Genomic DNA, 16751 nt, shown 5'->3' on the forward strand with positions numbered 1-16751 from the left:
ACGCCATGAGACCGACGAGAGGAGGCGAGTGCCATGAGGTTCACAACACTCCAGCGCTCCCTCCCTGTTGACCCGGTGTGCCTCGACTGACCTGACCGGGAGCGCTTCACGCGGTACGCATCCCGGAGGAATCAGTCCATGACCGATCTGGTCATTCGCGCGCTCGACGAGAACGACGCGCACCTTTTCGACGCACTTCCCGACCCGCTCGGCGCCCGAGCCGCGCACCGGCTGACGACCTGGCGGCCCGACTGGCAACGGGTGGCCCTGCGCGACGGCACGGTCGTCGCACGCGCCGCCTGGTGGGGCGGCCCGGACGACAGCGAACCCCTCGCTGTCGACTGCTTCGATCTGATCGAGGGAGAGGAGGAGGCGGGGGCCGAACTCCTGCGGAGCGTGCCCTGGCGAGTCGACGTGGAACTGAACATTCCCGCCGGCTGGCGCGACAGCCCCGAGACCCGCGCCGCCGCCGAGGCCCGCTTCACCGCCCTGCGCGCGGCCGGATACGACCTCCTCGTCGAGCGGTTCAGCTACCGATGGACCCCGGAGTGCGGCCTGCCCGAGCGCCCCGGACGCCTCGACTTCGCCCCTGAACCCGACGACGCCGTGTTCTTCGACGCCCTGCGCCGTATCCACTCCGTCACCCTCGACGCCCACGCCCAACGAGCCATCAGCCAAGGGGGAGTCGAAAAGGCCGCACAGGAGGAGATCGACTTCTTCCGCTGGTGCCCGTCCCCGCGCGAGTGGTGGCAGGTCGCCCGTACCCCCGGGGGTGACCTCGTGGGCATCCACATCCCGGCCCGCAACCCGTCGGGCCCCTGCGTCGGCTTCATCGGAGTCGTACCCGAACAGCGCGGCCACGGCTACGCACGCGACCTGCTGGCCGAGTGCACCCACCATCTCGCCGAACGCGGCGCCGAGTTCATCGCCGCCGCCACGGACCGGGGCAACTTCCCGATGGCTGCGCACTTCGCGGCGGTCGGCTACCCGGTCATCCGGGAGCGCGTCAACTTCGAGTTCGTCGAGTAGACGCGGCTCGCAGGACGGTCGGCCCGGCCGGTGATCGGTTCCGGGCCGACTGTCAGTGGCGGGTGCCATGCTGGCGGCAGGTCGATCTACGGCCATTGCTCTACGGCGGGATGGAGGCGGGCATGGGGTTCGTCGGCGAGGTCTGGCAGGTGCACAAGGGTGACGAATCGGTCGGGGAGATCCTGATCGACGACGCCGATTTCCCTTGGCTGTCGGGCAAGTTCACCGAGGGCCCGGGGTTCGACGCCGTACGGGACCTGTTCGCGCGGGAACTCGCCCTGGCCCAAGGGGACGACGACTGGACGCGGTGGGAGGAGGCGTACGACGAGGTCCGGAGACAGGTCACGCTCACCTCGCCGGACGGGCCCGTGCCCGAGTTCCTGCTGCACATCGATGGGGAGCGGGCCTGGTTCCGGTGGAGCGACGAGCCGTTCGACGACGATGAGGACGGGGACGAGGAGCCGCCCGGTGGGGAGTGATCAGCCGGCCGTGTCGGCCACCATCGTCTCGGCCCGCGCCAGGATGTCCGTGACCCGCTGTCCGAAAGCCGCGTCGCACGGGTGCGGCCGGCCCGTGCGGACGGCCTCGCCCAGCGCGTCGGCGGCCCGGCCCAGGGCGGACACCGCGCTGCCCGCGCTGTCCGGAAGGCTGGTCACCCCGGTCGCGCCCCGGAGTTCGACCGCGACCCCCGCCGCCGCGGGCGGCGCGGTGAGGCTCAGGGTGAGCGTGCTCGACGCACCACCCACATGGTCGAGGACCAGCACGGCCGTGTCCCCGGGACCCCGCACGGCCGCCGCCACCCGGCGGACGTCACCGAGCACCGGCAGCAGCACGGACAGCGCGTGCGGGCCGACGTCCCACAGCGCGCCCTTCTCCTGCCGCCAGGGCGAGGCGGCGAACGGACTGTCGCTGGTGAACACCGAGCCCAGCCACTCGGCCCGGGCGGTGAACCAGCCCTCGGCGGCGGCCTGTTCGGTGATCCACGCCTCGGTCTCCGGCAGGAAGCGGGTGGTGAAGAACACGACCGACGCGACCCCGGCCTCCCGCACCGCGTCGACCACGGCCTGTCCCTGTTCCACCGTCGGGGCAAGCGGCTTGTCCAGCAGCAGATGACGACCCGCCCTCGCGGCCCGCACCGCCAACTCGGCCTGCACGGACGGCGGAAGGGCCACGGCGACGGCGTCCACGTCCGCGAGGAGCGCGTCGACATCGTCGTAGGCCGGGACGCCGTACTGGTCGGCCAGTTCCTTGGCCGCGTCCGGGCGGCGGCCCCACACGCCCGCGAAGTCCCACTCCGCGTGCCCGGCGAGGGCGGGGGCGTGTGCCATCTGTGCCCAAGGGCCGGTGCCGAGCAGTCCGATGCGCATGGCGGTGCCTCTCCACGGAGCGGATTCACGGGTCGAATCCGCGGGGCGAACCTGGTGACCACCGGAGTCGCTCCGAGCGGCCGGTCGCCGGTGAGCGTGCCACATGAACAGGGCAGGTGCGCAAGCCCTTCCCGCGACTCACCGATTGAGCAGTCCCGCTGCTGGATGCGTTCGATTTCTTCTATTGGACCTGCGGACCCGGGCCGGAGAGGCTGGAGGACGCGCCCTGCCCGCCACGACCCGATCGGTCGTCCGGCGGCGCGGGACGGCACGGTTCTGCGCGACGGCCGGAAGACCGGAAGAGGAGCACGAGCAATGGACACCCGCCGTATCGGTGACGTCGAGGTCAGTGCGATCGGCCTGGGCGGTATGCCCATGTCGATCGAGGGACGGCCGGACGAGGCCCGCTCCCTCGCCACCATCCACGCGGCTCTCGACGCGGGCGTGACGCTGATCGACACCGCGGACGCCTACCACCTGCACGCCGACGAGGTCGGCCACAACGAGACCCTCATCGCCAAGGCCCTCGCCTCCCACGACCGCGGCGCGGACGTCCTGGTCGCGACGAAGGGCGGCCATCTCCGTCCCGGGGACGGCAGTTGGACCCTGAACGGCAACCCCGCGTACCTCAAGGAGGCCTGCGAGGCGTCCCTGCGCCGACTGGGCGTGGAAGCCATCGGGCTCTACCAGTTCCACCGCCCCGACCCGAGGGTCCCGTACGCGGACTCCGTCGGCGCGATCCGGGACCTGCTCGACGCGGGCAAGATCCGCCTCGCCGGGATCTCCAACGCGAACCCGGAGCAGATCCGGCTCGCGAACGAGATCCTCGACGGACGGCTGGTCTCCGTGCAGAACCAGTTCTCCCCGGCCTTCCGCTCCAGCGAGCCGGAGCTGGACCTGTGCGACGAACTCGGCATCGCGTTCCTGCCCTGGAGCCCCCTCGGCGGCATCAGCCGCGCCGGTGAACTCGGCTCCGCCTACGCGCCGTTCGCCAAGATCGCCGAGAAGCACGGGGTCAGCCCGCAGCGGGTGTGCCTGGCCTGGATGCTCGCCAAGTCGCCGGTCGTCGTACCGATCCCGGGCTCCAGCCGCCCCGAGACGATCCGCGACTCGGCCGCCGCGCCCGAACTGACGCTCTCCGCCGAAGAGTTCGCGGAGCTGGACGCCGCCTGAGACGGCGGTGACGCTGGAGGTGTAGTCGTGGCGGGCAAGGGAAGAAAGCGCTTGCCCGCCAACCGGTCACAGGGGGAGGACCACCACCGATGGCGTCGTCCACGGACAAACCGCTCGACCACCGCTACCGCGACGAACACCCGATCCGCACCCTCGCCTACCTGTTCCACGAAGACCGCAGACGCCTGGCCCTGGCCGTGGTCGTGTTCACGGTCAAGCACAGCCCCATCTGGCTGCTCCCGCTGATCACCGCGTCCATCATCGACACGGTCGTCCAGCACCAGCCGGTCAGCAGACTCTGGACCAGCACCGGCATCATCCTGTTCATCCTGCTGATCAACTACCCCCTGCACGTCCTCTACGTCCGCCTCCTCTACGGCAGCGTCCGCCGCATGGGCACCGACCTGCGCTCGGCCCTGTGCACCCGCATGCAGCAGCTCTCCATCGGCTACCACTCCCGGGTCAGCGCCGGAGTCCTCCAGGCCAAGGTCGTACGGGACGTGGAGACCGTCGAGCAGATGGTCCAGCAGACCGCCGAGACCGGGCTGGGCGCGATCACCGTGCTCACCGGAGGCCTGGTCATCATCGGCTTCCGCACACCGGAGTTCGTGCCTGTCTTCGTGGTGGTCGTGCCGGTCGCCGCGCTCCTCGTGTCCCGGCTGCGGGCCCGCCTGCGCACCCACAACGAGCACTTCCGCCACGAGGTGGAGACCCTGTCCTCGCGCGTCACGGAGATGACCCGCCTCATCCCGGTCACCCGCGCCCACGGCCTGGAGGGCAAGGCCCTGCGCCGCATGGACGGCACCCTGCGCCGCCTCCTCACCACCGGAAACCGCCTCGACCTGCTCAACGGCCGCTTCGGCTCGCTGGCCTGGGTCGTCCTGAACGTGGTCGGCGTCCTGGTCCTGGCCGGCGGGGCCCTGGTGTCGTACTACGGCGTCTGGGGCGTCACCGCGGGAGACGTCGTCATGCTCAGCGCCTTCCTGACGACCCTCACCAACTCCACCACGACCCTCATGGGCCTGGCCCCGGTCATCACCAAGGGTCTGGAATCGGTCCGTTCGGTCGGCGAGGTGCTCCAGGCGCCCGAGTTGGAGGACAACGAGGGCAAGGAGGTGGTCACCGCGGTCCGCGGAGCCGTCACCTTCCGGAGCGTCGGCCACGCCTACGACGGCGGCCAACTCCGCCCCGCCGTCCACGACTTCACCCTCACCGTCGCACCCGGCGAGACCGTCGCCCTCGTCGGCGCGTCCGGCGCCGGCAAGTCCACGGTCCTCAACCTCGTCATCGGCTTCATCCGCCCCACCATCGGCCAACTCCTCCTCGACGGCACCGACATGAACACCCTCGACCTGCGCACCTACCGCCGCTTCGTCTCGGTCGTCCCCCAGGAGTCGATCCTCTTCGACGGCACGATCCGCGACAACGTGGCCTACGGCATGGACGACGCCGACGAGGACTCGGTGCGCGCGGCACTGCGGGACGCCAACGCCCTTGAGTTCGTGGACAAGTTGCCGCAGGGGCTGGAGACCCTGGTGGGTGAGCGCGGGGCCCGGCTGTCCGGCGGACAGCGTCAACGCCTCGCCATCGCACGGGCGTTGATCCGGGACCCCAAGGTCCTCGTCCTGGACGAGGCGACCTCGGCCCTGGACACCCGCTCGGAGGCCCTCGTCCAACAGGCCCTCGCCCGACTGCTCCACGGCCGTACGACCTTCGTCGTCGCGCACCGGCTGTCCACCGTCCGGAGCGCCGACCGCATCGTGGTGATGGGCGACGGCGAGATCTTGGAGGTCGGCACGCACGACGAACTCCTGCGCAGGGGCGGGGCGTACACGGCACTGCACGGCGGGCAGGTCGCCTGACCGGACCTCTTGACGGTTGATCCGGCTTCGGCGGGGCACACGAAGCGCACATCGAGAGAGGGGCGCTCCGTGCTCGTGCCGGACCCGAAGGCCGTCAGAAAACTGCTCACCCGGTACGCGGTGCTCCGTATCGCCCAGGCGGAGAGGCAACGCCCGCAGACGGCCGCCGAGTTGAACGACGTCAGCTACACCCTGTGCGTGATGACGGGCACAACGGACATCCGGGAAGCCATCGTCGAGGCGGACGCCCTGCTGGCGGCGGCGCGTGGCGCGGCCGTCGACGACCGCGCCCTCGCGTAGAGCCGTCAGGAGAGCGCCACTTCACTCGCCGTCCGGCCGTGGAACGCTGACCGGTACGCCTGCGGGCTGGTGCCGACCACCTTGCGGAAGCGCTCGCGGAACGCGGTGGGGGAGCCGAACCCGGCCTGCTGGGCGACGCGTTCGATCGGGTGGTCGCTGTTCTCCAGCAGGTACTGGGCGCGTCGGACCCGGGCGCGCAGAAGCCACTGGAGCGGTGTGCTGCCCGTCTGCTCGCGGAAGCGGCGGCTGAACGTCCGCTCGCTCATGCCCGATCGCGCGGCCAGTGCCCCCAATGTGACCTCGTGGGCGAGGTTGTCCTCGATCCACTGAAGGAGCGGTTCGAGGGTCGAACCCTGGGGGACCGGCGGGTGCCGGTGCACGATGAACTGGGCCTGCCCGCCCTCGCGTTCGAGCGGCATGACCGAGAGGCGGGCCGCGTCGGCGGCGACCGCCGAGCCGAAGTCCCGGCGGATGAGGTGCAGACACAGGTCGAGTCCGGCGGCGGCCCCGGCCGAGGTGAGGATCTGCCCGTTGTCGACGTAGAGCACGTCCGGTTCCACGTCGATCAGCGGATACTCGCGGGCCAGCAGATCCGCGGCGATCCAGTGGGTGGTGGCGCGCAGCCCGTCCAGCAGTCCGGCCGCGGCGAGCACGAAGGCACCGACGCAGATCGACACGATCCGGGTGCCCGCCGCCGCTGCCTCCCGTAGTGCCTCCAGCACCCGCTCGGAGGGCGGCCCGGCCTGCTCCGAGCAGCCGGGGACGATGACGGTGTCGGCGTCCGCCAGCGCCTCAAGGCCGTGGTCGACCCGCAGCGCGAATCCGTCCGTCCGTACCTCCGGCGTCTCGCCGCACACCCGGATCCGGTACGCGTTCCGGCCATCGGGCAGCCGGGTGCGGCCGAACACCTCCATCGGGGTCGCCATGTCGAACGGCACCACATGATCGAGAACGAGAATCGCGACGGTATGCATGAACACCACGATAGGCAGATTCCCGCCAGCCCAGTGACGTGGCCCTATTCCACTGAAGTCTGACCACTGGGGTTGGCGAGAATCCGTTGGAAGCTGTCGTTCCAGCCCCTGTGCGGTCGACCGGGACATCCCTAGCCTGGGCCGGTGACCAAGATCCTTCTCGCACTGCACGTGCTGGCCGCCATCGTCGCGGTCGGCCCCGTGACCGTCGCCGCCAGCATGTTCCCACCGGCGGCCCGCCGCGCACTCACCGGCACGGACGGTCCCGACGCGGGGGTGACGACCGTACGACTGCTGCACCGCATCTGCCGCCTCTACGGCGCGGTCGGCCTCGCGGTACCCCTCTTCGGCTTCGCCACCGCCGCCGCGATGGGCGTCCTGGGCAGCGGCTGGCTCATCGCCTCCATCACCCTCACCGCCGTGGCCGCCGGTCTCCTGATCGCGTTCGTGCTGCCGCGTCAGGACGAACTCCTGGAGGAACTCGGCGCGGGGCGGCCCGTGGAGCGCGCCGGGACCGTGCAACTCGCCATGTTCACCGGCGTCTTCAACCTGCTGTGGGCCACCGTCACCGTCCTCATGATCATCCGTCCCGGCTCGACCACCGGCGCCTGACCGGTCAGCCCGTGGCGCGGACCAGGAGGAGCGCGACATCGTCGTCGGGCTCCGGGCGCAGCGCGTTGAGGAGCATGTCGCTCGTCTGCTCCAGGGGGCGCCGGGAACTCTGCAACAGCCGCGTCAGCGTGTACAGCCCCACGTCGATCGACTCACCCCGGTTCTCCACCAGCCCGTCGGAGTACAGGGCGAGCAACGCGCCCGTGGTGAACGGCACTTCGGCGGTCCCGAAGGCCACCCCGCCGACACCGAGCGGGACTCCGCCGGGGATGTCGAGGAGTTCCGCGGAGCCGTCGGGGCGGATCAGGACGGGCGGCAGATGCCCGGCGCTGGACAGGGCGCAGGTGCCCCGGCCGAGGTCGACCACGCCGTACGCGCAGGTGGCGATCGTGTCGAGGGAGCCGGTGAGGTCGTCGAGGTGGTGCAGCAACTCGGCGGGCGGCAGGTCGAGTCGGGCCAGCGCGCGGGTCGCGCTGCTCAACTGCCCCATGATGGCGGCGGCTTGGACGCCCTTGCCCATCACGTCGCCCACGACGAGCCCGGTCCGGCCCGGTCCCAGCGGCAGCACGTCGTACCAGTCGCCCCCGACTTCGCTGAGCGCCGGCAGATAGCGGGCGGCGATGTCGAGTCCCTCCTGCCGGGCCGGGGCCGGCGGCAGCAGGCTGCGTTGCAGGGTCAGCGCGGTGGTGCGCTCACGGCCGTAGAGACGGGCGTTGTCGATGCAGATCGCGGCGCGCGCGGCGAGTTCCGAGGCGAGGACGCGGTCCTGTTCGTCGAAGGGGCGCTCGTTGACGGTGCGGTAGAGGCTCAGCGTGCCGAGCACCTCGCCGCGGGCGATCAGCGGGACGGCGAGGTAGGAGTGGACGCCCGCCGCGTGCAGGGTCTGGGCGGCGCGGCCGTCCCTGGCGATGCGCCGCATCATCGGCCGGTCCACCCGCTCCACCAGGATCGGCCCGGCCTCGCGCACGCACTGGGTGATGATGCGCTGGGGGCCGTAGGTGGCCAGCTCGCCGACCGGGTCCGCCGCGTGGATCGCGTCGGTGAGATATCCGGCCGCGACGGCCAGCGCCCGGAACTCGACCTGCGCGTCCCCCGCCACGGGAGTGATCCCGCCGTGCGCCACGACCGACTCCAGTACGTCGACGGCCGCCAGGTCGGCCACATGCGGCACCGCCACGTCGGCCAGCTCCCGCGCGGTCTGCTGGAGGTCCAGCGTCGTACCGATCCGCACCCCGGCCTCCGCCACCACGGACAGGTGCTGGCGCGCCTGCGCGACCTCGGCCGCCGCCCGCTCCCGCTCGGTGACGTCCAGGACGGCCATCGCGAGCCCGAGCACCCGGCCCTGCGCGTCCTCGATGCGGTGGTACGACTCCGAGTACGCCCGCTCCACGGCATCGGCCGGTGTATGGCCCACGGTCTGCTGGTCGAGCAGCGGCTTGCCGGTGATCAGCACATGCCGCATCCGTGACTCGATGGCGGCCACGTCGAGACCCGGCAGCACCTCGCCGACCCGGCGCCCGACGACCTCCGCCTCCGGTACGCCGTTGATGCGCTCCAGGGCCGGGTTCACCGTGACCCACCGCAGATCGGTGTCGAACACGGCGATGCCCACCGGTGTCTGCCGCACCAGGCTGTGGGACAGCGCCAGGTCCCGCTCCACGCCCCGTACCGTCGTCGCGTCCGCCGCGAGACCCAGCAGATGCGCCTGGCCGTGGCTGTCGCGCAGCCGCATCGTGCGGAACTCCACGGGCCGCTCGGTGCCGTCCCGGTGCAGCAGCGGGAAGACCCCCGCCCAGCGGGCACCGGAGCCCACCTGGGCGAACAGTTCACGGGCCCGGACCCGGTCGTCGGGCGACACCAGCAGCCGGTCGGCGCGCTGCGTCAGCGCCTCCTCGGGGGAGTAGCCGAGCAGTTGCTCCGCCTCGGGACTCCAGAGCGCGATGTACCCGCCGGCGTCCAGGACCACCGCCGCGACCCGCAACAGGTCGAGCAGTCCTCCGGAGGCGGCCGTGACGCCGTCCCCGGCACCGTAAGCGTCCATCCCGGCCGCTCCTTCCGACGGGGCACGGCACCGTCCGGATCCGAACCGCGGGTCATCCGATTACGGCACAGCCCGGCGCACCCGGCAACACCGTGAGGAGAGGGGGAGCGGACGGGGCCGTATGGAGCATGTACCCGTGCGGGCGCCGACGAGCCCCCGGATTCTGATCGTGCCCTGCCCCCACTCCCTACAGGACACCCGATGCCCTTTCCGCTCCGTCTCGTCTCCCTCCTGGTCGCCGGCTGCGTCGGCGCCCTGGTGCCCGCGTCGCCCGCCGCGGCCGACGACCACTCCCTGCAACGCGGCCTCGACGAACTGGTCGCCGCTCCCGACGGCCCGCCCGGCGTGATTGTCGTGCTGCGCGACGGCGACCGTCGGCGCGTCCTGCGGGCCGGGACCGCCGACCTCACCACGGGCCGCCCGCTCGAACCCCGCGACCACACCCGGACCGCGAGCACCAGCAAGGCGTTCAGCGGGGCGGTGGCCCTGAGTCTCGTACGACAGCACCGGCTCACCCTCGACACCACGATCGGCAAGCGACTTCCTCAACTTCCCAGGGCCTGGCGGTCGGTGACGTTGCGTCAGCTGCTCCAGCACACCAGCGGGCTCCCGGACTTCAGCCAGAGTCCGGAGTTCCGCAGCCTCATCCAGGCCGATCCGCACCACCATTTCGACTCGCGGCGCCTGCTCGACTTCGTGGCGGGGGAGCCGCTGCGGTTCGCGCCGGGCTCGCGGTACCAGTACTCCAACTCCGACAACATCGCGGTGGCGCTGATGGCGGAGGCCGCGACCGGCGCGCGCTACGAGGACCTGCTACGGCACGACGTGTACCGGCCTCTGGGCCTGCGGGACACGAGCCTGCCGCAGGGGTATCGGATGCCGGAGCCGTACATGCACGGCTACGCGGTCGGTGGACCGTCGGGACCCGAGGACGTCAGCGAGGTGATCGGCATGTCGGGCGTGTGGGCGTCCGGCGGCATCACCTCATCGCCTCGCGACCTGGCCTCGTTCATCGGCGGCTACGCGTCCGGAGCCCTCACCTCGCGGGCGGCGCTGCGGGAACAGCGGCACTGGGTCCCCGGCGCCTCCGAACCGGCGGGACCGGGCCGCAACAGCGCAGGACTGGCCATCTTCCGCTACCAGACCCGCTGCGGGGTCGTTCTCGGACATACCGGGAACACCCTTGGTTACACACAGTTGATCGCGGCGACCCCCGACGGCCGGCGCGCGCTCACTTTCTCATTGACAACTCAGGTGAACCAGGCGGGGAACGCCGCTCTGCTGAGCAAGGTGCGCGCGGTCGAGGAGGACGCCGTGTGCGCCCTCCTGAGGACATGAGGGGCAGAGACCCACTCCTGGCCCGGGGCGTCCGCCCCGCCCGACCCGCTCACCTCAGGCGAACCGTTACTGCTCAACCGGCCGTACTGTCCGCCCCGTTGACGAGCCCCTCCCGCTCCGGGGCGGCGGGCAGAGCCAGCCACTCCGCGATGGTGCGGGCGATCGGCTGGCCGGTGTCCGCCTCGACGAAACCGAACTGGCCCGACTGGTTGCACTCAAGGAACCACCAGGTCCCGTCCCCGTCCTCGGCGAAGTCGAAGGCGCCGTAGGCCAGTTCGGCCTCGCGCAGATACGTCCGGACGGCCTCGGCGATGCGCGGCGGGACCTCGGCGGGCTGCCAGGGCTGCGCGGGGGCGGCGAAGCGGACGTCGACCTCGGCGGGGTCCGCGTCCGGGGCGGTCGCCATCCGGGCGGCCAGCATCCGGTCGCCCACCACGGTGAGGCGGATGTCGGCGCGCTTGGCGACCCGGCGTTGCAGCAGCGTGGGGCCGAAGGCCACGGCGGCGAAGTCGGTGTCCGGCGCGACCCGGCTGGTCGGCACCGCCCGCGGCGGATCCTGCGGGTGGGCGCCGGAGACCGGCTTGACCACCAGGTCCGGGAAGCGCCGCGAGAACTCGCGGGCGGCCTGCGGGAACGTGGTGATCAGGGTGGCGGGCACCGGCAGTCCGCTGCGCTGGGCCAGCCTCAGCTGCCAGGGCTTGTGCCGGGCGCGGCGCGCCGCGTCGGGGTGGTTCATCCAGCGGGCGCCGGAGCCGCGCAGCATGCCGTAGAGCGCCTGTGAGGCCTCCTCGGTGAGCCACGCGGAGGGCTGGGGTGCGCGGGTCGCCGGGGCGCCCGGTCTGCGCACCCAGATGGAACGCAGTCCGCTCACGCTCACCAGCCGTCCACCGGCCGCGAGATGGCCGCGGAAGGCTCCGTGGACGTACTCGCCGGAGAGCGCGACCCCGCCGGTGAGGTCGGCGGGATCGATCCGGACCACGGGGACGGCGGCCGCGTGCAGATGCACCATCACCAGGTCCGCGGTGACGTCCTCTTCGCAGGTAAGGACCAACACGGTCATTTTCGTCGTTCCGCGTTCAGTCGTCGAAGTGAGTCTTCGATCCCGCGGTGGACGTCGTGGTCCCCAATTCTCTCAGCAGAGCGAGATCATGGGCGGCGACCCGTCCGTCGGCGAGCACGTTCAACTGCAGTCCGGAGTCGTAGCTGTACGGAGTGGTGAGCTCCAACTGTGCTGCCGGGCGAGCGTAGTTGAGCGCGAACGGTTGCATCGTCTCTCCCTCGTCGGTACTGCCTCGTGCAAGCGGTGGCCACCCCGCGAGGTCGCTTGGCCCGCTGACTTCCGTCTGCTTCCAGAGACTTATACGAATCGAACGAGTGAATGGTTTCCTTACTCTGCGTAGTCACAGGAAGGAAGGCGAGACGCTCGCCGGGTTCAGCCGAGGTCCCCCGGCCGCCCCTCCTCCTGCTCGCCGAGGGACTTGCGCATCGAGCGCAGGGCGAGAAGAAGTACGGCGATGTCGTCCAAGTACACGGGATCGGGCATCAGGTCGGTCGGCAGCACGAAGTAGAGGACGGCACCCCAGAAAACCCATTTGGGGCCGGTCGGAAGCCCTGCGCGCCGCAGTCCGCGCCGCATGCGGACGAGCCGCACCAGCACTCCGACGGCCACGGCGAGCAGCGCCACCGCGAGCACCACGGCGACGACGATCACGGTTGTGGTCGAATCCACGGGCTCCCCTTTTTCGGTCCGGCCGCACGGCATGTGCCCTATCCGGATGCCCGGTTGAGGCCCCGGTATTGCCGAAGAGGGGAACATCACACCCGAACGCCCGGAAGAGTCTTGACAGTCACGGACCCCATGTCGGGCACTGGTACGTTTTCACCGTGAGCGCGACCAGCGGGACGGGAACGGGAACCCACGTACGGATCTGCCTCGACGCCCCACCGCGCGTCGCGGGCCTCGGCGTCGGTGTGCACGGCACGGTGAGCCCGCGCGACGTGTTCCGGCTGCCCGACCTCTGGCAGCTTCATCTCTACCGGTACGAGGCGGAGTTGACCGTCGACGGTGTGCCGCACGCGATTCGCCCCGGTCATGTGAGTCTGGTTCCGCCGGGCGCGCTGGTGCGCTTCCACTACCGGGGCCGCTCCGAGCACCTCTTCGCCCACCTGGAACTCCCTTCCGCCGGTGAGCGGTTGACCGTTCCCGTGATGCAGGACGCCGGTACGCAGACGCCCGTGCTCACCGACCTGATGCTGCGGGCCGTCGCGGCGGCGCCGCGCAACTCCGCGCGTGCCGCGGCCGAGTTGTGGACCGTGCTGTGGCGGGTCGCCGACCTGGCGACCCCGGCCGCCGGTGACGCCGCCGGACCCCACCCCGCGCTCGCCCTCGCCGTCGCACACATCGAGGCGCACCTGGCGGCACCGCTGGCGGTGCCCGAGGTGGCGCGCGCGGCCGGGGTCTCGCACAATCACCTCATCCGGCTGTTCCGCGCGGAGTTGGGCAGCACGGTCGTCGCCTACATCCGGCACCGCCGCCTGGAACACGCACGGCACCTGCTGCGGGAGTCCACGCTGTCCGTCCCGGCCATCGCCGCGGCCGTCGGCATCGGCGACCTCCAGGCCTTCAACAAGGCATGCCGACGCGAACTGGGCGCCTCGCCCAGGGCGGTTCGCGCCGGCGCCGGGTGAGTCCCGCCCGTACCTCCGGGTCAGTCCCGGCCCGTACCCCGGTACAGGTCCAACTCCCCGTCCAGCTCCACCGCCAGGACCGTCGCCCGCTCGTCCACATCGGCCGCCCTCGGGGCGTCGATCCACGTCACGCCCGGAACCTCGCCGAGCCCACCGATTACGTCGTGGCCGAGTGCGGCGCCGGTACCGAGCACCGTGACCCGCTTCACGGGCGTACGCAGGCCGCGCACCGACACCGACTCGCGCGGCGGGTCGAAGCACACCAGGTACAGCGTGCGGCGATCGGCGGACAGGGTGCTCGGCCCGTAGTGGTGCCCGGCGGGCAGACCGGCCACTGTGCCGTACACCGCCTCGGCGTGCCGGGCGATCCACGCGCCGAGCCCCTCAAGGCGCTCCACCTGCGCGGGCGGGATCGTCCCGTCCTCCTTCGGCCCCACGTCGAGCAGCAGATTGCCGCCCATGCCGATGGTCTCCGTGAAGTAACGCACCAGCTGCCGCACCGACTTGTGATGCTCGTCCTGGTGCTGGAACCCCCACGAGTCGTTGACCGTCAGGCACAACTCCCAAGGCCCGTCCGGGGCTTGCAGCGGCACCCCCTGCTCGGGCGTCGCGTAGTCGCCGTGGCTCAGCATGCGGGCGTTGAGGACGGTGTCGGGGTTCCCGGCGAGGATCAGTTCCGCCAACTCCCTCATGCCCCACTGCTCTTCGGCCCGCTCCCACTCGCCGTCGAACCACAGCAGGTCGGGCCGGAAGCGGGCCACCAACTCGCCGACCTGGCCGTCGCGGTAGGCGAGGTAACGCGCCCAGGCGGCCGGATCCTCCGCGCCGGGCCTCGCGGAGGCGTACGGGTTGGCGCGGATCTCCTCGTCCGGCGGGCGCGGGTGCACCGTGCTGGCGTAGTCGGGGTGGTTCCAGTCGGAGTGGGAGTAGTAGAGCCCGACCTTGAGGCCTTCCTTGCGCAGGGCCTCGGCATAGGGCCCGATCAGATCGCGGCCGGCCGGGGTGCGGCGGGCCACGTCCAGGTCGCCGTGGGCCGAGTCCCACAGGGCCACACCGTCGTGGTGCCGGGCGGTCAGCACCGCGTACCGGGCACCCGCCCGCGCGAACAGCCGTGCCCAGTCCCGTGGTTCGTAGCGCGCGGCGGTGAACCCGTCCAGCTGGCGCATGTATTGGTCGTGCGGGACCTGGCCCGTGTAGAACGACCAGGACTCCGGCACACCGTCGACGGCATAGATCCCGTAGTGGACGAAGATGCCCAACTTGGCATCGCGGAACCAGGGTTGCATCGGCATACCGCCAAGCTAGGCCGCGAGGCGGCGCGGCGCGTGGGCGGTGATCACCACTGGTGGTCCATTTTCACCACCGCCATCTCGCCACCTCGCCGCGTCGTCCGCTCGCGTCACCGAAGGTCCTGGCAGCCGGACGCCGCCCCCTACCGCTCCTCGGCCGACCGGTCGCCGTCCCGCGGCGGATCGACACGGTCCCCCTCGGCCGACGGTGTCGCGGGGCGCAGCGCCTTCGTCACGTCCCGCAACCGGCCGAAGGTCCGCTGGAACGGGGACCCGGCCGACGAGGGGGCCTCACCCGGTACGACAGCGCCGCCGGACTCGCGCAGCGCGGCCAGTGCCTCGTTGGCGCGGTCGGCGGACTCCCGGTACAGGTCGCGGGACTTCGTCATCGCTTCGAGCGCCTCGGCGTACATGGCCACGAGCCTGCGCTCCCGGGCCAGTTCCTCCGCCGGTGTCATCAGGCTCCACTGCTCGCGCAGCGCGGTGACGGCCTCGGCGCCGCCCTCCGGCAGGGGACGCGCGGAGGCCGCGTAACGGCACAGCACGTCCACGAGTTCCGTGGGTTCGGAGCCGTCCAGGAAGACGCTGCGCACGGAGAAGTCACGGACGTCGTAGCCGGGGGCGGCCGGGTTGGTGGGCAGCACCACGGCACCGCCACGCGGCACCTGGAAGTCGAACTCGCGCAGCAACGCCCAGTTCACGGAGCGTAGTTGGTCGGGCGTGGCCCGGTGCTCCACCACGCAGTGCCGCAGGCTCGCAGGGAGCAGCCGGGTCAGGGGGAGCCGACCGCGCGCGTCCGGGGTCATCGCCTCGTGCACGACGACGTGAATGCTCCAGCCGTCCTGCGCGCAACTCCGGAACAGCCGCCGCAGGTCCTTCTCGTCCGACGGCAGCGGATTGACCTCCCCGAAGCGCAGCCCCGGGACCGGTGCGCGGTCCCAGCCGGAGTCCGCGTCCTCGGGCCAGAACACCGTCGCGGGAGAGGGCCACCGGGGATCCCAGACCTGCTCGGCCTCCGCGACCAGGATCCATTCCCGCCCGTCGGCCGGTGCGGCGGGCGAGCCGGGCTCCGGCAGTGCCGGAAGCGTGAGCCGCGCCCGCACGGTCACCGTCCCCTCGACCCGCCAGCGGGCCTCGAAGGCCAGCTCACCGGGATCATGGCCCTGATCCTCGTCCGGTTCCATGTGGTCGTCGATGACCTCGCGGTCCTTGAGTCGCTGCAACTGTCGCCGTACGACACCCGCCGCGTCCTGGGACCCGACGTGGCGGCCGCGAGCCAGCCACACCGTGTGGGGGATCGTGGGCGGAGCTGTGGAGGAGTTCGACATAGGCCAATCTGCGGGCGGGGGCGGGGCTGACCCACCAGTATGGGCGTTGCAGATCTTGGTGGGTCAAGCGGGGGTCGTGGAGTCTCGTATGCCCGGAATTCCTGCGATCCCGCGTGAGCATACGCGCGGGGTGTGACCGGTCCACCCCGGGCGGCGGGGTTTCACGCGTGCCTTTGACATGGCCCGGTCCGCAGAATGGTGGCGCGGACGGGACCCGCCCACCATCCGCTCGGGGTGGGTCCCTTCCGTGTGCCACGCACCGCACACGTCACCGCCGTCGGCGGTCCGGCCGGGACGGCACACCCGCCTCGGCCGCCGGCGCGCTGAATCCGGCCGGTACCGAGCGCGCGCTCGCCGAGGGCGATGCCTGTAGGGGTACGACCGTCTCCTCGCGCGGCGGCCGGGTGCGCGGTACGGGCTTGCCGACGACCCGGGTGTGCGTCATCAGCGCGGCACAGGCCGCGCAGACCTCGGCCAGGGTCCACACCTGGCCGACCGCCGGATCGTGCCGCAGCACGAGCAGCACCGAGCCCGAGCAGTCGACCCGGGTCCCCTCGTGCGCCGCACACCGCTGGCGACGGCAGCCGCAGGCCGCGTCGGGGCGTACGGTCGCCGCTCTGACGTGGGCCGCCGCATGGGCTTCGGCGAAGCGGCGCAGGGCCGGGATGTCACGCGACCGGACGGGCATGCCGCACCCGGAGGAGCAGCTGACCGAGGCGGTGCGGTCACGGTGACCTGTGATGCGAATAG

At 71.6% G+C, this 16751-nt stretch carries 17 protein-coding genes; 8 read left to right on the forward strand and 9 right to left on the reverse strand.

Annotation, left to right across the window (positions count from 1 at the left end):
• Nucleotides 1–138: 138 nt before the first annotated feature.
• Together ACWIHT_RS02750 and ACWIHT_RS02755 are read left to right on the forward strand one after the other, a co-directional pair.
• A complete protein-coding gene (locus ACWIHT_RS02750) occupies nt 139–1029 on the forward strand; it encodes a GNAT family N-acetyltransferase (RefSeq protein ID WP_456163649.1) in 891 nt (296 codons plus the stop codon).
• Nucleotides 1030–1151: 122 nt separating this feature from the next.
• Nucleotides 1152–1508 (forward strand): hypothetical protein, encoded by a 357-nt coding sequence (locus ACWIHT_RS02755; RefSeq protein WP_456163651.1) that lies wholly within the window; start codon nt 1152–1154, stop codon nt 1506–1508.
• Here the strand turns inward: ACWIHT_RS02755 and ACWIHT_RS02760 are convergent, their stop codons facing one another.
• Complete coding sequence (locus ACWIHT_RS02760) at nt 1509–2396, reverse strand: Gfo/Idh/MocA family protein (protein ID WP_456163653.1); 888 nt, start codon at nt 2394–2396, stop codon at nt 1509–1511. It lies immediately after the preceding gene.
• 315 nt (nt 2397–2711) lie between these two features.
• On the opposite strand from ACWIHT_RS02760, the gene ACWIHT_RS02765 reads away from it, so the two are divergent.
• The 3 genes from ACWIHT_RS02765 to ACWIHT_RS02775 all read left to right on the forward strand — a co-directional run bounded on the left by ACWIHT_RS02765 (nt 2712) and on the right by ACWIHT_RS02775 (nt 5731).
• Nucleotides 2712–3569, forward strand: a complete 858-nt coding sequence (locus tag ACWIHT_RS02765) for an aldo/keto reductase (RefSeq protein WP_456163655.1) — start codon at nt 2712–2714, stop codon at nt 3567–3569.
• A gap of 89 nt (nt 3570–3658) precedes the next feature.
• Nucleotides 3659–5431, forward strand: a complete 1773-nt coding sequence (locus tag ACWIHT_RS02770; RefSeq protein WP_456163657.1) for an ABC transporter ATP-binding protein — start codon at nt 3659–3661, stop codon at nt 5429–5431.
• A gap of 69 nt (nt 5432–5500) precedes the next feature.
• The gene (locus ACWIHT_RS02775) at nt 5501–5731 is read left to right on the forward strand and encodes a DUF5133 domain-containing protein (protein WP_456163659.1); all 231 of its coding nucleotides are present in this window, start codon (nt 5501–5503) and stop codon (nt 5729–5731) included.
• Between the two features lie 5 nt (nt 5732–5736).
• Here the strand turns inward: ACWIHT_RS02775 and ACWIHT_RS02780 are convergent, their stop codons facing one another.
• Complete coding sequence (locus tag ACWIHT_RS02780; RefSeq protein WP_456163661.1) at nt 5737–6705, reverse strand: GlxA family transcriptional regulator; 969 nt, start codon at nt 6703–6705, stop codon at nt 5737–5739.
• Between the two features lie 144 nt (nt 6706–6849).
• Here ACWIHT_RS02780 and ACWIHT_RS02785 point away from each other — a divergent pair, with 144 nt between their 5' ends.
• On the forward strand, nt 6850–7317 hold the full coding sequence (locus tag ACWIHT_RS02785; protein ID WP_456163663.1) for a hypothetical protein: 468 nt from the start codon (nt 6850–6852) through the stop codon (nt 7315–7317).
• A gap of 4 nt (nt 7318–7321) precedes the next feature.
• On the opposite strand, the gene ACWIHT_RS02790 is transcribed toward ACWIHT_RS02785, so the two are convergent.
• Nucleotides 7322–9358: a SpoIIE family protein phosphatase gene (locus tag ACWIHT_RS02790; protein WP_456163665.1), complete on the reverse strand. Its 2037-nt coding sequence runs from the start codon at nt 9356–9358 to the stop codon at nt 7322–7324.
• A gap of 201 nt (nt 9359–9559) precedes the next feature.
• Between ACWIHT_RS02790 and ACWIHT_RS02795 the strand changes: the two genes are divergently transcribed.
• The gene (locus ACWIHT_RS02795) at nt 9560–10696 is read left to right on the forward strand and encodes a serine hydrolase domain-containing protein (RefSeq protein ID WP_456163667.1); all 1137 of its coding nucleotides are present in this window, start codon (nt 9560–9562) and stop codon (nt 10694–10696) included.
• Nucleotides 10697–10769: 73 nt separating this feature from the next.
• On the opposite strand, the gene tgmB is transcribed toward ACWIHT_RS02795, so the two are convergent.
• The 3 genes from tgmB to ACWIHT_RS02810 form a co-directional block, all read right to left on the reverse strand.
• Nucleotides 10770–11756: an ATP-grasp ribosomal peptide maturase gene (gene tgmB / locus ACWIHT_RS02800; RefSeq protein ID WP_456163669.1), complete on the reverse strand. Its 987-nt coding sequence runs from the start codon at nt 11754–11756 to the stop codon at nt 10770–10772.
• A 16-nt stretch (nt 11757–11772) separates the two neighbouring features.
• Nucleotides 11773–11964 (reverse strand): putative ATP-grasp-modified RiPP, encoded by a 192-nt coding sequence (gene tgmA / locus ACWIHT_RS02805; protein WP_019070092.1) that lies wholly within the window; start codon nt 11962–11964, stop codon nt 11773–11775.
• Between the two features lie 164 nt (nt 11965–12128).
• Nucleotides 12129–12425 carry a YkvA family protein gene (locus ACWIHT_RS02810; protein ID WP_019070093.1) on the reverse strand — a complete coding sequence of 99 codons (297 nt, stop codon included), beginning with the start codon at nt 12423–12425 and terminating at the stop codon, nt 12129–12131.
• A 155-nt stretch (nt 12426–12580) separates the two neighbouring features.
• Between ACWIHT_RS02810 and ACWIHT_RS02815 the strand changes: the two genes are divergently transcribed.
• Nucleotides 12581–13384 (forward strand): helix-turn-helix domain-containing protein, encoded by an 804-nt coding sequence (locus tag ACWIHT_RS02815; protein ID WP_456163672.1) that lies wholly within the window; start codon nt 12581–12583, stop codon nt 13382–13384.
• 20 nt (nt 13385–13404) lie between these two features.
• Here ACWIHT_RS02815 and ACWIHT_RS02820 read toward each other — a convergent pair whose 3' ends face one another.
• The 3 genes from ACWIHT_RS02820 to ACWIHT_RS02830 all read right to left on the reverse strand — a co-directional run bounded on the left by ACWIHT_RS02820 (nt 13405) and on the right by ACWIHT_RS02830 (nt 16689).
• Nucleotides 13405–14676 carry an alpha-L-fucosidase gene (locus ACWIHT_RS02820; RefSeq protein WP_456163674.1) on the reverse strand — a complete coding sequence of 424 codons (1272 nt, stop codon included), beginning with the start codon at nt 14674–14676 and terminating at the stop codon, nt 13405–13407.
• Between the two features lie 140 nt (nt 14677–14816).
• Entirely contained in the window at nt 14817–16001 is a 1185-nt protein-coding gene (locus ACWIHT_RS02825) for a hypothetical protein (protein ID WP_456163676.1), read from the reverse strand.
• Nucleotides 16002–16269: 268 nt separating this feature from the next.
• Nucleotides 16270–16689, reverse strand: coding sequence for a hypothetical protein (locus tag ACWIHT_RS02830; RefSeq protein ID WP_456163678.1), 420 nt, complete (start codon nt 16687–16689; stop codon nt 16270–16272).
• Between the last annotated feature and the right edge of the window lie 62 nt (nt 16690–16751).

It is taken from the genome of Streptomyces sp. NPDC002276 (genome assembly GCF_053891435.1).

Excerpts from the sequence above, each read along its gene's own strand:
- ACWIHT_RS02750 (WP_456163649.1), top strand. The coding sequence starts at position 139 with ATGACCGATCTGGTCATTCGCGCGCTCGACGAGAACGACGCGCACCTT.
- ACWIHT_RS02755 (WP_456163651.1), top strand. The coding sequence starts at position 1,152 with ATGGGGTTCGTCGGCGAGGTCTGGCAGGTGCACAAGGGTGACGAATCG.
- ACWIHT_RS02760 (WP_456163653.1), bottom strand. The coding sequence starts at position 2,396 with ATGCGCATCGGACTGCTCGGCACCGGCCCTTGGGCACAGATGGCACAC.
- ACWIHT_RS02765 (WP_456163655.1), top strand. The coding sequence starts at position 2,712 with ATGGACACCCGCCGTATCGGTGACGTCGAGGTCAGTGCGATCGGCCTG.
- ACWIHT_RS02770 (WP_456163657.1), top strand. The coding sequence starts at position 3,659 with ATGGCGTCGTCCACGGACAAACCGCTCGACCACCGCTACCGCGACGAA.
- ACWIHT_RS02780 (WP_456163661.1), bottom strand. The coding sequence starts at position 6,705 with ATGCATACCGTCGCGATTCTCGTTCTCGATCATGTGGTGCCGTTCGAC.
- ACWIHT_RS02790 (WP_456163665.1), bottom strand. The coding sequence starts at position 9,358 with ATGGACGCTTACGGTGCCGGGGACGGCGTCACGGCCGCCTCCGGAGGA.
- ACWIHT_RS02795 (WP_456163667.1), top strand. The coding sequence starts at position 9,560 with ATGCCCTTTCCGCTCCGTCTCGTCTCCCTCCTGGTCGCCGGCTGCGTC.
- tgmB (WP_456163669.1), bottom strand. The coding sequence starts at position 11,756 with ATGACCGTGTTGGTCCTTACCTGCGAAGAGGACGTCACCGCGGACCTG.
- tgmA (WP_019070092.1), bottom strand. The coding sequence starts at position 11,964 with ATGCAACCGTTCGCGCTCAACTACGCTCGCCCGGCAGCACAGTTGGAG.
- ACWIHT_RS02820 (WP_456163674.1), bottom strand. The coding sequence starts at position 14,676 with ATGCCGATGCAACCCTGGTTCCGCGATGCCAAGTTGGGCATCTTCGTC.
- ACWIHT_RS02825 (WP_456163676.1), bottom strand. The coding sequence starts at position 16,001 with ATGTCGAACTCCTCCACAGCTCCGCCCACGATCCCCCACACGGTGTGG.
- ACWIHT_RS02830 (WP_456163678.1), bottom strand. The coding sequence starts at position 16,689 with ATGCCCGTCCGGTCGCGTGACATCCCGGCCCTGCGCCGCTTCGCCGAA.